9 protein-coding genes are annotated in these 17,968 nt (G+C 42.6%); 8 read left to right on the forward strand and 1 reads right to left on the reverse strand.

What is annotated here, in order from left to right:
* Nucleotides 1-66: 66 nt before the first annotated feature.
* From AK823_RS07415 to AK823_RS07435, 6 genes are all read left to right on the forward strand, one after another.
* On the forward strand, nucleotides 67-705 hold the full coding sequence (locus AK823_RS07415) for a phosphoadenosine phosphosulfate reductase family protein (RefSeq protein ID WP_068035935.1): 639 nt from the start codon (nucleotides 67-69) through the stop codon (nucleotides 703-705).
* A 63-nt stretch (nucleotides 706-768) separates the two neighbouring features.
* Nucleotides 769-921, forward strand: a complete 153-nt coding sequence (locus AK823_RS14125) for a hypothetical protein (RefSeq protein WP_158510474.1) — start codon at nucleotides 769-771, stop codon at nucleotides 919-921.
* Nucleotides 922-936: 15 nt separating this feature from the next.
* Nucleotides 937-2,541, forward strand: a complete 1,605-nt coding sequence (cysG, locus tag AK823_RS07420) for a siroheme synthase CysG (protein ID WP_068327871.1) — start codon at nucleotides 937-939, stop codon at nucleotides 2,539-2,541.
* A gap of 147 nt (nucleotides 2,542-2,688) precedes the next feature.
* Complete coding sequence (locus tag AK823_RS07425; protein WP_228138825.1) at nucleotides 2,689-4,308, forward strand: exonuclease SbcCD subunit D C-terminal domain-containing protein; 1,620 nt, start codon at nucleotides 2,689-2,691, stop codon at nucleotides 4,306-4,308.
* 83 nt (nucleotides 4,309-4,391) lie between these two features.
* A complete protein-coding gene (locus AK823_RS07430; RefSeq protein WP_068327873.1) occupies nucleotides 4,392-8,348 on the forward strand; it encodes an AAA family ATPase in 3,957 nt (1,318 codons plus the stop codon).
* Between the two features lie 198 nt (nucleotides 8,349-8,546).
* Nucleotides 8,547-9,155 carry a WG repeat-containing protein gene (locus tag AK823_RS07435; RefSeq protein ID WP_068327875.1) on the forward strand — a complete coding sequence of 203 codons (609 nt, stop codon included), beginning with the start codon at nucleotides 8,547-8,549 and terminating at the stop codon, nucleotides 9,153-9,155.
* A gap of 221 nt (nucleotides 9,156-9,376) precedes the next feature.
* On the opposite strand, the gene AK823_RS07440 is transcribed toward AK823_RS07435, so the two are convergent.
* Nucleotides 9,377-14,257, reverse strand: a complete 4,881-nt coding sequence (locus AK823_RS07440) for an NAD-glutamate dehydrogenase (protein WP_068327883.1) — start codon at nucleotides 14,255-14,257, stop codon at nucleotides 9,377-9,379.
* Nucleotides 14,258-14,808: 551 nt separating this feature from the next.
* Here AK823_RS07440 and purD point away from each other — a divergent pair.
* Both purD and AK823_RS07450 read left to right on the forward strand, forming a co-directional pair.
* The gene (purD, locus tag AK823_RS07445; RefSeq protein WP_068330215.1) at nucleotides 14,809-16,161 is read left to right on the forward strand and encodes a phosphoribosylamine--glycine ligase; all 1,353 of its coding nucleotides are present in this window, start codon (nucleotides 14,809-14,811) and stop codon (nucleotides 16,159-16,161) included.
* A gap of 377 nt (nucleotides 16,162-16,538) precedes the next feature.
* Nucleotides 16,539-17,933 carry an AarF/ABC1/UbiB kinase family protein gene (locus AK823_RS07450; protein WP_068035950.1) on the forward strand — a complete coding sequence of 465 codons (1,395 nt, stop codon included), beginning with the start codon at nucleotides 16,539-16,541 and terminating at the stop codon, nucleotides 17,931-17,933.
* Nucleotides 17,934-17,968 lie beyond the last annotated feature (35 nt).

The raw sequence follows: 17,968 nt of genomic DNA on the forward strand, positions 1-17,968 counted from the left end.
TAATCATTCATTTATTAATTTTTTTCTAAATTCTTTGTTAAATCAATCCTATTTAAGGAACGTATTATGAGCCAGTTACACCCAAATCTAGATATCGACCAAGCTAACCAAGACCTGCAAGGCAAATCACCAGAAGAAATCGTGGCATGGGCACTGACACAAGCTAAAAACCCAATTATCACCACTAACTTCCGTCCTTACGAGTCAGCTATCTTGCATTTGGTCGCTAAGCAGCGCCCTGACATTACGGTACTGTGGGTAGATTCAGGCTACAACACTGACGCGACATATCAATTTGCCAATAAAGTCATCCGTGATTTAAACTTAAACGTCATCACTTATATTCCTAAGCAAACGGCTGCCTATCGTGACGCGACCATGAACGGTATCCCAGGCATTGATAATCCGCAGCATGATGAATTCACGGATCAAGTAAAACTTGAGCCATTTCGCCGTGCACTAGATGAACTAAAGCCTGACGTATGGTTTAACGCCATTCGTAAAGATCAAACGGAATTCCGCCAAGGTCTTGATGTTCTTAGCTTATCAAAAGATGGCGTGTTAAAAGTAGCGCCTTTATTTGAAAAAACAGACGCTGATTTAGATGTGTATCTTGAAGAGCATAATTTGCCAAATGAGTTTGATTACTTTGATCCGACTAAGGTAGAAGAAAGCCGTGAGTGTGGTTTGCATACGCAGCTGTAGTCAAGCGTTGCAATGACCCATGATGTTAAAACCCCTCTTACACTTACGTAAGAGGGGTTTTTTATGATAAATATTTTCCTAATTACTCTCGTCCCTATTCCCTTTCCTGTCAAAACACGCCTTTATCATGACAAAAACGAATATGCTAATGCCAATTCACTACGTGAGCGCATGCCTGTGATACCTCATAATGGTGGCATATCTTACATTGAATGAATAATTGGTGATGCTATGAACACCTTTCCGCTATTTTTTAAATTAGAAGACCGCAAAGTGCTGATCGTTGGTGGCGGTGATGTCGCGCTACGTAAAGCAGACTTGCTCAGTCGCGCTGGAGCTTGTATCACAATTCTTGCGCCTAGTATCAGCGCTGAAATACAAGCCTTGCTATCAGATAGTAAGCATGAACTTATCTATGAAAATTATAATAAAGCCTATATGTCAGGTGCACGAGTGATCATCGCCGCGACTGATGATGAAACCCTCAATCATCAAATTCACGCTGATGCTAGCGAACTCAATATTCCAGTAAACGTCGTCGATACTCCGCATTTATGTGATTTCATCTTTCCGGCAATCGTCGATCGCAATCCAATTGTGATTGGTATCTCATCCAACGGTAAAGCGCCAGTGCTGGCACGTCTACTGCGGGCACGTCTTGAAACTCTAATTCCGCAAGGTTATGGCAAACTGGCCAAGCTTGCTGGTGAGTTTCGTAGCGAGGTAAAAACCAAAATCCCAACATTGACAGCACGTCGCCAGTTTTGGGAGCGCGCCTTTGAAGGTCAAGTCAGTCAGCTGATATTTGCCGGTAATGAGAAGAAAGCGACTGCCCAATTGCAAGCGGATTTAGATAACACTGCATCCGCTATCAAGAAAAAAAATACAGTAGAGAATGAATCCACAGAATCCCAAACCGTAAAAAATATAATGGGCGAAGTTTATATCGTTGGTGCAGGACCCGGTGATCCAGAACTGCTCACCTTTAAGGCGCTGCGTCTTATGCAGCAAGCCGATATTGTCTATTATGATGCGCTAGTATCACCGCAAGTATTGGATCTATGCCGCCGCGATGCCGATAAAGTATTTGTCGGTAAAAAGCGTAGCAACCATGCGGTAGCTCAGCTTGGTATCAATGAGCTGTTGGTCAATAGTGCAAAAGAAGGTCGACGCGTCGTTCGTCTAAAAGGTGGCGATCCCTTTATCTTTGGACGTGGCGGTGAAGAAATTGAAAGCTTACGTGCGCATGGTGTACCTTATCAAGTCGTACCCGGTATTACCGCTGCTAACGCTGCCGCCAGTTATGCTGGTATTCCGCTGACTCACCGTGACCACTCACAATCAGTACGTTTCGTCACTGGATTTTTGAAGGCTGGCGCACCCAATAGCAATTTTAAAAGCTTTTTAAATACTGATGAGACCGTTGTGTTTTATATGGGTTTGCATTCGCTGGCGCGTTTGACTGAAGGCTTGATTGATGCTGGGCGTAGTAGCGACACCCCAATTGCCATCGTCTCCAATGCCAGTATGCCCAATCAGCAAGTATTAACTGGTACGCTTGAGACTATCGTTGCTCAACAAGAACAGAACCAGCTGCCCACGCCAGCTTTATTAATTATGGGAGACGTGGTCAGCCTGCATAATGATTTGGCTTGGTACAACCTACAAAATCAGCAAGACAATCAAAATACCTTAGAAACTGCTAATAACTGGTTGCGAGGCGGTACGGCTACAACACCAAAACCGGATACTCAACAGCAAGCCCATGCGCTATCTATGGTCGCTAATTTGGCTGTACAGCAAGAAGAAAGCTTGGAGCAGTTGGTGATTGGTTAGGTTTTATTGTTAATTTCTAAAAAGCTAAGCCCTACCGATAATATATTGGCAGGGCTTTTTTTATGCGCTTGCAACAGAGCAGAAGAGCAAACCGCAACGAATCTTGCTAGAATGATGGCTTTCTAATAAACATCTTTAAGCTCAACTATGTCCACACCTGCCGATACTAAGTTCATGCCTACTAAACCCTTAACCATTTTACACACCTCAGATTGGCATTTGGGGCGTAGGCTTTATGGGCGCATGCGTTATGATGAATTTGAAGCGTTTTTAAGTTGGCTACAAGATACCATTAGCGCGCAAAAAGTCGATGTCCTTATCGTCGCGGGTGATATCTTTGATACCATGACGCCGAGTAACAGAGCGCAGGCGCTATATTATGAATTTTTGGGCAAAGTTTCAAAATCATGTTGCCAGCATATCGTTATCGTCGCGGGTAACCATGACTCCCCTACTTTTTTAGATGCACCCAGCAATGTCTTAAAATTCCTAAACGTTCATGTCATTGGCACTGCTTGTGAAGACTTAAACGATGAGGTATTGGTTTTAGACGATGCAGACGGTACACCGCATTGTATTATCGCCGCAGTCCCTTATCTGCGCGACCGTGATGTCCGTAGCAGCAGCGCTGGCGAGTCCGCGGATAGTAAAGATGCCAATGTCATCAAAGGCATTCGTGCCCATTATGATAAAGTCGCCAGCATTGCTAAAACGAAGCAAGCTAAATTAGCCGAAGTGCACCAACGTCACATTCCTATCATCGCCACCGGGCATCTATTTGCAGCTGGTGGCACTACTACTGAGGACGATGGTGTGCGTGAGCTTTATGTCGGCTCACTTGGAAAAATCTCTGCTGATATGTTTGATGAAAGCTTTGACTATGTGGCACTTGGGCACTTGCACGTCCCGCAGCGTGTCGGTGGTCGTGAGAGTATTCGCTATTCAGGCTCACCTATTGCTATGGGCTTTGGTGAGGCTAAGCAACAAAAACAAGTATTACTGGTACAGTTTGGCGAAGTAGAAAATGATGTTAGTAATCAAAAATCAGCGTCAAATAGTACCGCTGAAAGCAGTATGTCTCAGCTTACTAATACAGTGACCAAGATTGAAAAGTCGGTAGAAAAAGCCGCTAAAAAAGTAGCAGTTCAGGCGACTGATTTTATGGATGACTTGTTTGGCTTCGATGACTCAGTAGAGGGCAAAGAGAGTGACGTAAAGGAAGAAAGTAGGGTTGAAGAAGGTTTAACTCAAACAGGTGCTACGCAGAATACTGATATCAACTCAAAAACAGCCCCCACTTCAACCTCTAAGTTAATCTCCAAGCTACTACATCATAACGAATCACGTCAGATGCAAGTGGTCTCCCTACCCATTCCAAAATTCCAAAAATTGGCGCAAATCTCAGGTGATTTGGAATCTATTCAGCAGACTATTGATAAAACCATCCAAGCTCTTGATGCAGCAAAGTCTGTTTGGCTTGAAATTATTTATACAGGTGACGACATGGTCAGTGAGTTGCGTGAGCATATTCAGGCGATGGTAGAAGGTTTGCCGTGTGAAGTATTAAAAATTAAAAACACGCGCACCTATAATAAAGTTTTGAACCAACAGCAAATCTCTGAGACCCTACAAGATTTAAATGAGGAAGAAGTATTTGAGCGCTGCTTAATTGCTCACAATATTCCTGATGAGCAAAAATCATCCTTACGTGACGCCTATGATCAAATCGTTTATAACCTGCGTCATGAAGATACTCAGGCCGAATAACAGCAGCGCATTTTAGATGCTAGTCAAGAACTTCTGGTCACCACTCTCTTTATAACTACTCTATATAAAAATAAGACCTGCCCATGCGACTGATAGAACTACGACTTAAAAATTTGAACTCCTTAAAAGGCGAATGGCACATTGATTTTAGTGACCCCGCTTTTCTGAATGAAGGGATTTTTGCCATTACTGGGCAGACGGGCGCTGGCAAGACCACCATCTTGGATGCGATTTGCTTAGCACTTTATAGTCAGACGCCAAGATTGGGTGATATTACCGGCTCAACGAACGAAATCATGACCCAAGGTACGGGTGAATGCTCGGCAGAAGTTATCATCGAGATTGATGCCAAACGTTATCAATGCTATTGGTACCAACATCGCGCTCACAAAAAAGCCAAAGGTAACTTATTACCGATTAAGCATGAGATTAGTGAGGTCAAAACCGGCAAGATTTTAGAAGAGAAAAAATCTAAGACTTCCGCCTATATTCAAGACCTTATCGGCATGGATTTCAATCAATTTACCCGCTCCATCATGCTCGCACAGGGCAGTTTTGCCGCGTTTTTAAAGTCTGATATTGGCGATAGAGCCGCCATTTTAGAGAAAATAACCGGTACTGCTATCTATGCCAAGATATCGTTAAACGTCCATGAGAAAAAACGCTTTGAGGAAGATTTGCTTGGCAAGCTACAAGCAGGCGTTAATAGCTTATCGTTATTAAATCTTGAAGATGAAAAGTTACTGGCAGCAGATTTAGAAATCCTTAATCAACAACAAAGCAAGCAGCGGCAAACCTTTAAAACCCTAAGCGAGCAGCTGCAGTGGCTGGATAGTGTCGAGCAGCTACAACAAAATCTATCGACCTATCAGACCGATTTTGCAGCAGCACAGCAGACACAGACAGACTTTAATCCAGAAGCACAGCGCCTAGATGTTGCTAATAAAGCCCTAGAGATTGACAGCCACTTCCGAGAGCTTAGCTATAGCCGAGAGTTGGTCAATCGACTTAGCACTGAACAACAGGATTTGCTCAGCAAGATTCCAACACAGCAAGAAGCGCTTGCACAAGCCTCTACCCATGTAAACGATGTCAATAAAATTGAAAAGCAAGCCACGGATAATCTGCAAGCCACTCTGCCTATTATTGCAAAGACACGCGAGTTGGATGCTGAGATAAAACAGCAATCCCATTCTTTAGCAGATGACAATCAACGTAAAGACATATTAGTCAATAATACGCAAAGACTACTCCAGGAAATAGCCAGCCATGGACAAACAGAGCAAGAGACGAAGGTTCAACTTAATAGTATAGAAAAGTATTTTAGCGATTACCAAGAGCTAAACGACCTCGATACAGATATGGCGACCTTTGATAGCAGCTGTAGCCGATTAAAGGCGCTGCTAGAAGATAATGTCAGCTTAGCGGCGGATAAGCTTGCGCATGACAATCAATCCAGCCAGCTACAAGCTCATTTCGATAAGCTCTCTAAGCAGCAAGATGCTGATAAAGTATTGATAACTCAACAGCGCGAGCAACTTGCCAGCTTACAACAGCAGCAAGCCGCACTTATTAAAAAACAATCGCTTGTTAGTATGCGCGGCGAGCAAGAGCAAGTGGATCAGATCAGCGGTCAGATTGCGCAAGCAAGCTTTAAGTTACAGCAGCTGTCTGAACTTGCTAACCAAATCAAAAAGACCAACCTCTCGCTACCTACGCTAAACAAGGAGTTAATATCTTTAGAAGGACTGATTGCCAATCAGCAGTCAGATATTCAAGATGCTAAGATTAAAAAACAAGAAAAGCAAGAGCATCTGAATTTACTACAAAAGGTCGCTAAGCTTGAAGACTACATAGCAGAACTAGAAGATGGATCGCCCTGCCCGTTATGCGGCGCGCATGAGCATCCTTATGGCAAGCATCATCCGTTATTAGACAGTAATAATATCGATGACAATGTCGAGCAAAAACAGTCGTCCACAATAAAACAGACTAAGACGCAACAAACTCAGCAGCAAATAGCTGAACTAGAAACCATTATTGATAACCTTGAGCAGGCTTTATCAACATACAATATCGAATACGCCACAAAGAAAGAGACGCTTAACAACCAGCAACAACAGCTAGTGCCACTACATCAGCAATCCGAAATATTACATGGTGATATTCAGGAGTACATAGCCTCACTATTTGAGTCTAAAAACAATTACTCTGAATCGATTGTGGCGATTATCAATACTCTTAATAATATAAGCGATGATATTAATGCGACCATCACGAATATAGATCATAGCTTATCCTTATTGGACACCGCCAAACACGATCTGAGTGGACATAAACAATCTCTTAAAACCATAGTGGTCGAATATGAGCATTTAACTGAAAGTGCGGCAAAGCTCAGTACTGCTATCGAAGCTGATGAAAAACAGCAACAGGCAGTTAGTCGCGATATTAATAATCTAACAACTGACATCAAGCTTAACTCACAAAAAATTGATGGAATAAAAGATAAGATCACTGCTAATTTCTCAGAATTAACGCCTCTGATGACCACCGTTTCATCTCTAACGCATAAATATCCAGCGGATAAATATAAAGGACACTTAAACTCAACTACAGCGCTCAATGCGGCAGACTTATCTGACGCACTTATGCAGCTGCATCATAGTTTTGATAAGCAAGCGGTAATAGGCAGCGCAGATTATGACCGTCATATTGAAAAGTTGCGTCAACAGCGCAGTGCTTTAAACCAGCTAAAACGCCAGTTTAATGAGCAGAAAGACCGCCAGCAGCAGCTAACCAATACCTTAAGCAGCTTGACTGCGCAGATTGAAACCAAGCAAGCACAGCTGAACAATGATGACACAGCACTCAAAGAGCTAGAATGCTTAATTGCTCATAAAACCAAGGCCATCAAACAATTAAAGCAAGATAGAAACGAGATTTTTGCAGATAAAAATACAGACAATGAAGAGACTCAATTACGCAGTGCGGTTGATGCAGCTAAAACCAAGCAAGTAGTAGCACAAAGACATTTAGATACCATACAGCAGGCTCTAGAGCAATTAAAACTTAGAGAGGAGCAGCTAGCAACAGAGCTACAGTCGGCGACTACCACACTGAATACGCAGCAAAGCACCTTTACGGATTTACTCGCAGAGTCACAGTTCGTTAATGAAGCTGCTTTTGTGAGTGCTCGCTTGCCTAAAGAAGAGCGCGAAGCACTACACGCACGTAGATTGGCTATTGATAATGCATTGCATCAAGCTAAGTTGCAGTTGGACAGCACTCAGCAAGCGTTAGAACAAAAACTTGCTGCGCCTATGACTGATGCAAGCCGAGAAATAATTGCTGGCCAGCATCAGCAAATACAAATAGATACTGATGAGTTAAGTCAAAAAATCGGTGCGATTGACCAAAAGCTCAAGGATAATGATAGCCAAAAAGGGCAACAAGCGGCACAGCTTATAGCCATTGATGAGCAAAAGCAGAAACTACAAGTTTGGCAGCAGCTACATACGTTAATCGGTTCGGCTGATGGTAAAAAATATCGTACCTTTGCCCAAGGATTAACGTTTGAGGTCATGATTAGTCATGCCAATACGCAACTGCAAAAAATGAGTGACCGCTATTTGCTCATTCATGATGACAGCAATCCGCTTGAGCTCAATGTCATCGACAACTATCAAGGCGGCGATATTCGCAGTACCAAAAACCTCTCCGGCGGTGAAGGATTTATTATCAGTCTGGCCTTAGCGCTTGGGCTATCACAAATGGCGAGTCACAACATCCGCGTCGATTCACTATTTTTGGACGAAGGCTTTGGTACGCTTGATGAAGAGTCGCTTGATATTGCACTCGATACCTTAACCAGCTTACAACAAGAAGGTAAATTGATCGGTATCATCTCGCACGTACAGGCGTTAAAAGATCGTATCCTAACCCAAATAAAGGTCGAAAAACTGTCTGGCGGCTTTAGCCAAATCAGTGGTCGAGGCTGTCGCCGAGTTGTCAATGCTACCGATGAAAAAGCCTCGTAAGTTATGGCAGTAGTTAAAGCAATATAGTCAATACTAAATAAAATGGATACGTTATTTAATAACGCGAAACTGGTATAAATTTTTCTAGCTTGCTGTACCTACGCTGACAGAGGCTGCAAAAAATTCATCCCAGTTCCGCTGTATCTTTTTCATATTGGACTGGCTATAAGTAAAAAGTGTGATAATAAGGAAATAGCGATGACTAACAAATTAGCACTCTTAACATGGGTATCTATTTTATCTGTTGGTGCGGTTAGTGCTATCACCCCTGCCCACGCTACCATCAGCTGTGCCGGTTACTTACCCAATCGCTATTTTGAGCGTATCGAAAATAATGATGAATTCGCTGGCAAGCTGACTGAGCAAACCGATGGGTCGCAGCAACTACAAGACCTAAAAGGTAATGTCATCATAGACAATCTGACCGATGCTTATATATTGATGGATAAGTATCTATTAGCGCAGCGTCAGATTAATAATGGTAAAGAACACGGTAGTAAATATGGTGTCGTCAATGCCGCTGGCAAGACTATCGTGCCTTTTAAGTATGATGAGATTCAAACGGAGCCTGATATTGCGACCAGCTTTATCGTCAGTATTGACACCTCAGACAATGCTAGCAATGCTACCAAACAAGGCATCATCAATCGTCATGGTGACTGGGTTTACCCGCTAGCAGATGTTCGTATTCAGCACGCACACTACGATTCTGATTATGAACAAGATTATCTTATAGTAGCTAAAAATAGCGGACTAACAGGACTGCTCGATGATAGAGGTTACTGGGCAATTATGCCGCAGGCTTGAAAAAAATGGAGAGATGGTACGTTTAAGTACATTGCTTGAATTGGACTAAGCGTTTACTTTATCAGCTTTACTGTTTTTTGATTTTAATAAGTATATGCCCTACACAATAAAAAACCCCACCGCTAATTAATAACGGTGGGGTTTTATTTTAAAAATATCTGCTGATTCAAGCAATTTCATTAAGCAGCCTACACTTTACTTTATAGTCTGCATTTAGATCGCTACTTAGTAGCCAAGCCGCTAAGCTCACTCATCAGCACTGACAATGTTGATAAACCAACTTGCCCATCTTCATCTTCACTATAGAGCTCATCGAGCTTGTGCATCTCTGTCTCAACAGATGCTAGCTGATCGAGATGACGTGAACGCCACTCGCTAAAGGCTTGCTTGGCATCTGGCTTCGATAATACTGCATCCATTAATAGACGCAAACTACGTGATAGCTCATTTACTAAGGCATGACGCGCACGGCGATCCCAGTAGTCATGCTGCGGTAAAGTGGCGATATTATCCATCATCCAATCTAACTGCAAGACGTGATACGCCTCGAAGTATAATGTTGCAATTTCATCGACAGGACGTTCATATTGCTCAGCCAGTAAAGCCGCATCAAGCGCATCAACGTGATAAGGCAGCATAGCAAACATTGTCGCATCACTCTCCGACAGATCCTCTTGCATCAAGCTAGTGGCATCTTCTTGCAAGTACTCTGCAAATTGCTGCTCAATGAACCCGCCAGATTTAGTCAATTTCTCAACACTTTCTCTAAAGCGGCTAATCATATCAGCGACTTGCAAATCTTGCCCAAAGGCATTGATAAACCAGACAACACCTTGCTCAAGCGCATCGCGTAGACGTAGCTCAAGGTTTAACAATAGCGTTGCATCGACCTGATTATCTAACGCTTCAAGCGTTTTCCATGCTATTGACACATTAAAGACATCACGGCTAATCGCATAACCACGAACAATGGTTGCCAGCGACTGGTCTGTTTCCTCATAAAGACGGAATAGAGCCTCAATACCTAAGCGGTTAACCACACTATTAGTCAGATAAGTACTGATAATCTCGCGATGCAAGCGGTGCTCAGTCATCTCATCAAAGAAACGTGAGGCCAGCTCATCAGGGAAGTACTTACGTAACTCATTAACGAAGTACGGATCATCTGGCAAATCGGACAACAACAAGTTGTCATACACCCACATTTTGCCATAAGCCATGACGACTGCTAGCTCAGGATTGGTCAGGCCAGTAGTTGCTTTTTGACGTTTGGCAATTTCTTCGTCCGATGGTAAATACTCAATCGCGCGATCCAGACGCCCTTCACCCTCTAACATCTGAATGAAACGCTGATGATCACTTAAGTTAGCTGCTGCACGAATGTGACTAAGCTCAATCGCTTGTGGTTGTAGATAGTTTTGGCGCAATACTAATTCTGCAACGGTATCGGTCATGCTCTCAAGCAATTCATTGCGCTGTTTTAAGGTCATATCACCTTGTTCAACGACTTTACCAAGTAAGATTTTGATATTGACTTCATGATCTGAGCAGTTAACGCCACCTGAGTTGTCAATAGCATCGGTATAAATACGCCCGCCCGTTTGTGCATATTCGATACGACCTTGTTGAGTAAAGCCTAAGTTACCACCTTCACCAACGACCGCTGCACGTAGCTCATTACCATTGATACGTAACGCATCGGTAGCACGGTCACCGACATCAGCATGACTTTCATTTTCGCTTTTCACATAAGTACCGATACCACCATTCCAAATAAGATCAACAGGCGATTTCATTAGGGCAGTGATTAACTCATTAGGCGCTAGATTATCTTCACTAATATCGAACAGCTCTTTCATCTCAGCACTGATAGCGATGCTCTTATCTTGGCGTGAGTACACACCGCCACCTTGACTGATGAGCGACTTTTCATAGTCATCCCACGTCGAACGAGGCATTTCAAACAAACGCTCGCGCTCTGCATAAGAAGCAGCGGTATCCGGATTAGGATCAATAAAGATATGTAGATGGTTAAAGGCAGCGACTAGCTTGGTATGAGTAGATCTCAGCATACCATTACCAAATACATCACCGCTCATGTCACCGATACCGACTACGGTAAAGTCATCACGGTTTTGAATGTCCATACCGCGCATACGGAAGTGACGCTTGACCGATTCCCAACCACCGCGTGCCGTAATGCCCATCGCTTTATGGTCATAGCCAACAGAGCCACCTGAAGCAAAGGCATCGTCAAGCCAGAAGTTATATTCAGCAGACAAAGCATTAGCAATATCAGAAAAACTTGCCGTGCCTTTATCGGCGGCAACTACTAAGTACGGATCATCTTCATCATGACGCACGGTATTGGCTGGCGGGACAATTTTTCCATCAACAATGTTATCAGTGACATCTAACATACCGCGTAAGAATGTCTGATAACAGGCGATACCTTCGGCTTGGAACGCTTCACGGCCATCTGCCATAGTTTTGGTTTTGACAATAAAGCCGCCTTTTGAACCAACAGGGACAATTACTGCGTTTTTGACCATCTGTGCTTTGACTAAGCCCAATACTTCAGTACGGAAATCTTCCATGCGATCTGACCAGCGCAGACCACCACGGGCAACTTTACCGCCTCGCAGATGCACTGCTTCAACGCGCGGTGAATAAACAAATATCTCAAACATGGGCTTAGGCTTGGGCAGATTTGGAATATCTGCTGCCAAAAACTTAAACGATAGGCGATCTTTACGCTGACCATCGGTATCAGTTTGATAGAAGTTGGTACGCACCATGGCATTAATCAAATCTAAGTACCAACGCAAGATACGATCTTCATCTAGACTATCTACATCTGCCAATGCCGCTATAATTTTTTGTTGAATCTGAGTGGTTTTTTCACTACGTTCATCTTCATTATACTTAGGATTCATGCGTGCATCGAACAGACTGCCTAAAGCCACACTGATAGCACTATTTTTTACCACAGTTTGCTGTATATAAGCACTAGAGAAAGGCGCTTTTGCTTGTATCATATAGCGTGATAATGCACGCAGCACGACCACATCATAAGTATCTAACTTAGTAATTAATACCAGCTCATTAAAGGAGTCGCTCTCAACGCGTCCAGCCCAAATTTGCTTTAGACTGTCTTCAAACTGACCACGAACCACTTGCATATTGACCGTATTGACGTTTTCTAAGATTAGCTCGTATTCTTGCATCCAAATCGGCTGATCTGGCAAATCAAACTCGTAAGTTTGTGCTGAAATAACCGACACCCCAAAGTTCTCAAGAATCGGCAATACCTTAGACAAAATAACTGGTTGCTCACGTCCATACAGTTTCAAGTGCAACTGATTGCCCGCGTCTCCTGTTGACTGATATAAATGCCAAATCATTGGCTGCTCATTGGTCAAGCTAGCCAGACGTTTGGTATCTTCAACCGCTGTACGTGCGTCAAAACGCTCTTCATAAGCAGCTGGGATATAGTTTAAGAAGCGACGTGTTAAGGAGTTAGCTTGTTGCTCACCAACATTATCAAGCAGCATTTGCTGGTAATGATCAGTCCATGACTCCATAAGTGCTGATAATTCAGCTTCAAGCGCAGCATTATCTACATCGTTAACTTGACCTGGTACTGTGCGCACATGCACATGCACGCGAGCATGTTCAGACTCATTGAATTCCGTAGTAAAGCCAGATGATGTACCGCCATAAGCATCTTTTAGTACTTGCTGTACTTCAATGCGCAATTCGGTATTGAATTTGTCACGGGGAATATAAACCAAGCACGACACAAAACGTTGATAATGGTCAATACGACTAAATAAGCGTAGACTCTTCTTATCTTGTAATTGGCTAATACCAGAGACGATAGGATATAACTCTTCGACGCTGGCTTGAAATAAGTCATCGCGTGGTAAAGTATTGATGACATGCATCATTTTATAATAAGCATGGCCTGCACGTGGCAAGTCAGCCATTGCCATGATTTTATTAGCTTTTTCACGTAATAGCGGGATTTGTTGAACTGTAAGCTGATACGCTTGTGAGGTAAGTAGACCGATAAAACGATACTCACCTACCAATCTACCATTGTCATCAAATTTATGAATACCCAAAAAGTCCATATATACTGGACGATGAATAGGTGACACTCGACTTGACTTAGAAAGCATTAGTACACGCGGCTCAGTCAAAAGTTGCTTAAGCTCTTTAGGCAGTCTATCAAAGCTTTCAGATAGCTTATCTTCTTCGGCGCCGCGTAATAGACCAAGACCACTATTACCGATTGCAAACAAGTCTAGGTCCGCGTTTTTATTGATACCACCTTGTTTACTATCGTCAGTTGTATCAGTGACGTCAATATAGTTGCCACCTTCAAGGCGATATTCACGATAGCCTAAAAAGATAAAATGATCGTCTAATATCCAGTCTAAGAACGCTTGAATTTCTTGCTGAGAGTAAAAGACCTCAGGTAGTGGTTTTTGCGCCAGCTCAGCCTTAATATCAGTCAGACGCGAGCGCATCTCTTTCCAATCACCAACTACAGTATCAAGCGTATCAACCTTGTCTAAAAGTATTTGATGTAGCGCCTCTAACTCATCATTATCTTGGTAGGCAATCTCACAGTGAATTAGTGACATATGAGAAGTTGCGCTTTCATGGGCGCTATCGACGTGGGTAAGATTACCGTCTTCGTCACGCTTAACACTAATAATTGTATTATAAGTACGATGGACATCAATCCCTTGTGCTTCAAGGCTCATGAGCATCGTATCTACCAAAAACGGACGGTCATACGCCACCATTTGGATAATAGTATGTGAGCTATGAAAATGCTGCTCTTCAGCAATTGGGTTAAAGACAGCCAATTGTGGCTTACTACCCTCATAGGCTTTTAGTAGCGTAAAATGGTGTAGTGCCATACCTGCCAAATCTGTATCATCGATGACATCTGCAGTCTCATGATGGAGCGGTCGATAATAGCTGTTAATAAAATGATCAAGTAGTGATTTATCCTTTTGCACATAACTGGTGGCAATATCACTTATCTGGCCAATACGCTCTTTTGTGATACCAAGAGAGTTGGGCATAGTATCCGTCCTTTTTATAAATTTGATTTTTTAGATTAATATTAATTACTTTTAATGGTATCTATTAGCGAATATTTACGATGGTATGTTAGCTTGAGATCGATTTGAGCTAAAAATACTGAATCGATCAAACCACTGACGTTTTTACCTTAGAACCCATTTCTTACGACAAGCTAGGTCTTAAAGATCCTTGGCTCAGCTATCTATCGCTAATCTATTGGATTGTAACGCACCTATCAACATAGCTAAAGTGTAAAAAAATATTTCATGAATATTTATTGTCTTAATAACCTTTATTCATAAGATAATTGTCTATTATATCGTCAATTCAACCCTAATAACCTTTAAATATTCATTTATCCAAATAGTCTACGCCATTGATAAGCAATTGTTCAACAAATTTTCGTTATATTATTTTTATAATGTATTGAGTGTGGCTGGCAAGTGGATACTCATGGCAATAGGTACGACTTTTTTGTTAGAATACGGCAGTATGTTTGACAGTGCTTTACTGATTCGCTATTAACGCTTAATTAAGGGCAAGACGTATGATGAATATTTTGGTGATTGGCTCAGGTGGTCGCGAACACGCATTGGCTTGGCAGTGTGCCAAAGATGAGAATGTGCAGCACATCTATGTCGCACCTGGTAATGCAGGCTCTGCTTTAGAACCTAAATGCCAAAATGTTATCTTAGAAGCGACTAACAATGACGCTAGTGAACACAGTGCTGTCATAGAGTTTTGCCAGAATAATGCTATTGATATGGTCATCGTTGGTCCTGAAGCCCCATTAGTTGCTGGTATTGTTGATTCTTGCCGTGAGGCTGGTATTCAAGCATGGGGGCCGACTGCATATTGTGCACAACTAGAAGGTTCAAAAACCTTCGCCAAAGAATTTATGGCACAAAACAGTATTCCTACGGCTGCCTACCAAGGCTTTACGGATGCCGCAGCTGCCAAAGCCTATATTGATGAACAAGGTGCACCAATTGTCATCAAAGCCGATGGACTTGCCGCTGGTAAAGGCGTTATCGTTGCTGAAACTATTGAACAAGCACATGAAGCCATCGATGATATGCTGGCGGACAATAAATTTGGAGACGCCGGTAGCCGTGTGGTAATCGAGCAATTTTTGCAAGGTGAAGAAGCCAGTTTTATCTGTATGATTGATGGTAATAACATTTTACCAATGGCAACTAGCCAAGATCATAAGCGTGCGTTTGAAGGTGATACAGGTCCAAACACGGGCGGTATGGGAGCATATTCTCCAGCACCAGTCGTTACTCAAGATGTCCACGATAAAGTCATGGCGCAAGTCATTCAGCCAGTGGTCGACGCAATGAATGCTGCCGGTCACCCTTATACTGGATTCTTGTATGCAGGCCTCATGATCGATGAAGCAGGAGATCCTTATGTCATTGAATTTAACTGCCGTTTTGGTGATCCAGAGACGCAGCCTATTTTGATGCGTTTGCAGTCGTCGATGGTAGATCTAGTTGCACAAGGACTAGCAGGTCAACTACCTAGTGATGCTAAATGGGATACCCGCCCTGCTCTTGGTATCGTGGTTGCTTCAAAAGGCTATCCTGAAAGCTCGTCAAAGGGTGACGTGATCGCTGGCTTGCCAGAATTAGATGCTAATAATAATAATCCGGTAAAAGCATTCCATGCTGGCACAGCGTTTTCTCATGATAGCAATACAGATGCTGCACATAGCGACAATACTGGAAACACCAAAGAAGTTATCACTAACGGTGGACGTGTATTGTGTGTGACTGCTTTAGCAGATAGCATTTTGGACGCTCAGCAAGCTGCATTAGCAGTGACGGCTGCGATCAGTTTTGATGGTGCGCATTATCGCCGTGATATTGGTCATCATGCTATTGCACGTGAACAGTCTTAATATAAATCATGCTTTAGACAATGTTTTTGATGCTCTGTTAAGCTGTAGAGTTCCAACCCCAGTCTAAGTACAAGCTGGGGTGATTTTAGTGCTTCTAATGAGTTAAACTCTCAATAATGGCATTTTCAATTCAGTACTAATTTCTTAGTATTCAGCTTGCTGTAATAGTACGAAAAAATAATATTACAGCAAGTACGACACCTTTAATTCGTGAGCACTAGTTTTATAAAATCACTTTTATTAGCATTATTAATGTAACACCATCATTCGTGCTATGACCTACGGGTCAGTACGATTTTGTATGCTAACCTTGCATCTCACTTGTATTGTTAGTCTTAAACCCGCAAATCAGTACAACCTGATGAATGGTTATATTTATGGCACATGATCCGTCTAGACCTTCTAATAATAAGCAATCAATCGATAGCCTAAAAACTTCTGGGTTTGAACGTCGATTATCGATTGCCAAGACTTCCCTAAATATTGGTCGCCGCTGGGCAGGCAATAGTATGTCTGGTATGTTTTTGGATAAGCAGGCACGCTCGAAGCGTAATCAAGTATTTATGGAGGCGCAGGCAAATTATGTCGCAGAGGAGCTAGGTAAACTTAAAGGCTCAGTAGTTAAAATTGGCCAGATGCTAGCAATGTATGGTGAGCATATATTACCGCCTGAGATTACTCGGGCGCTACAAACACTTAACGACGATACCGCTACTCTTACTTGGCCAAAAATAGAACAAACTTTACAGCATATCTTAGGAGATAAGCTCAGCGAACTTGAGGTTGACTCCGTTCCTATTGGCACAGCTTCCCTCGCCCAAGTCCACCGTGCAACGGTACTAGAAACGGGTGAGCAAGTGGTGCTGAAAATTCAGTACCCAGGGGTGGCCGACGCTATCAACTCCGATCTTGCACTATTTAAGCGTTTATTGAAAGTAAGCAATATCGTTCCGCAAACACGGGCACTTGATACATGGTTTGAAGAGATACGTGACCTGCTCCATCATGAAGTTGACTATGATGCAGAGGCGGCAACGACAGAACGCTTTTATGAGCGCTTAGTCGATGATCCTCGTTATGTGGTACCTAAGATTAATCGTAAATACTCAAGTAAGCGTTTACTCTGCATGACTTATGAGCCTGGGGTTTCCGTTACCTCTGAAACCCTGCAACTAGTGCCGCATGAACGACGTAATGCTATTGGTCAAGCAGCAATAGAGATCATGATGCAGGAGATTTTTGTCTGGGGTGAGATGCAGACGGATCCAAATTTTGGCAACTATTTAGTACGTATCAGCGATAATGTTGATGAGCCAGATAAACTGATATTATTGGATTTTGGCGCTATCCGTCAGTTTGATAATACCCTACTTACCATTGCTCGTAGCCTATTACGCGCAGGCTATCATCATGACCATCAAGCAATGATGGAAGGTATGACAGGCTATGAATTTTTTAATACGATGAGCGATAAAGTGCGAGCAGATATTGCATCGTTATTCCTACTTGCTACAGAGCCCTTTAGTCATCCTGATGCTAATCCTGATATCCCTGCAGATTGTTTAGATGAGCAAAAGCGTTATATTTGGGCTAATAGCAAATTACATTCGCGTATCTCAGCGAGTGCTACTCGTGCCATTCAATCATTTGAATTTAACCTACCTCCTAAAGAGTTTATGTTTATTAGCCGTAAGTTTATCGGTGCTTATACGTTTTTGACAGTAATAAACGCTTATACTGACTCTGAAAAGCTAGTAAAACCTTTTTTATAGATAGCTAGGTAGATGCTAAATTTTGGAAACCGCTT

Origin of the sequence: Psychrobacter sp. P2G3, from assembly GCF_001593285.1 — a bacterium.
GTDB lineage: Bacteria > Pseudomonadota > Gammaproteobacteria > Pseudomonadales > Moraxellaceae > Psychrobacter.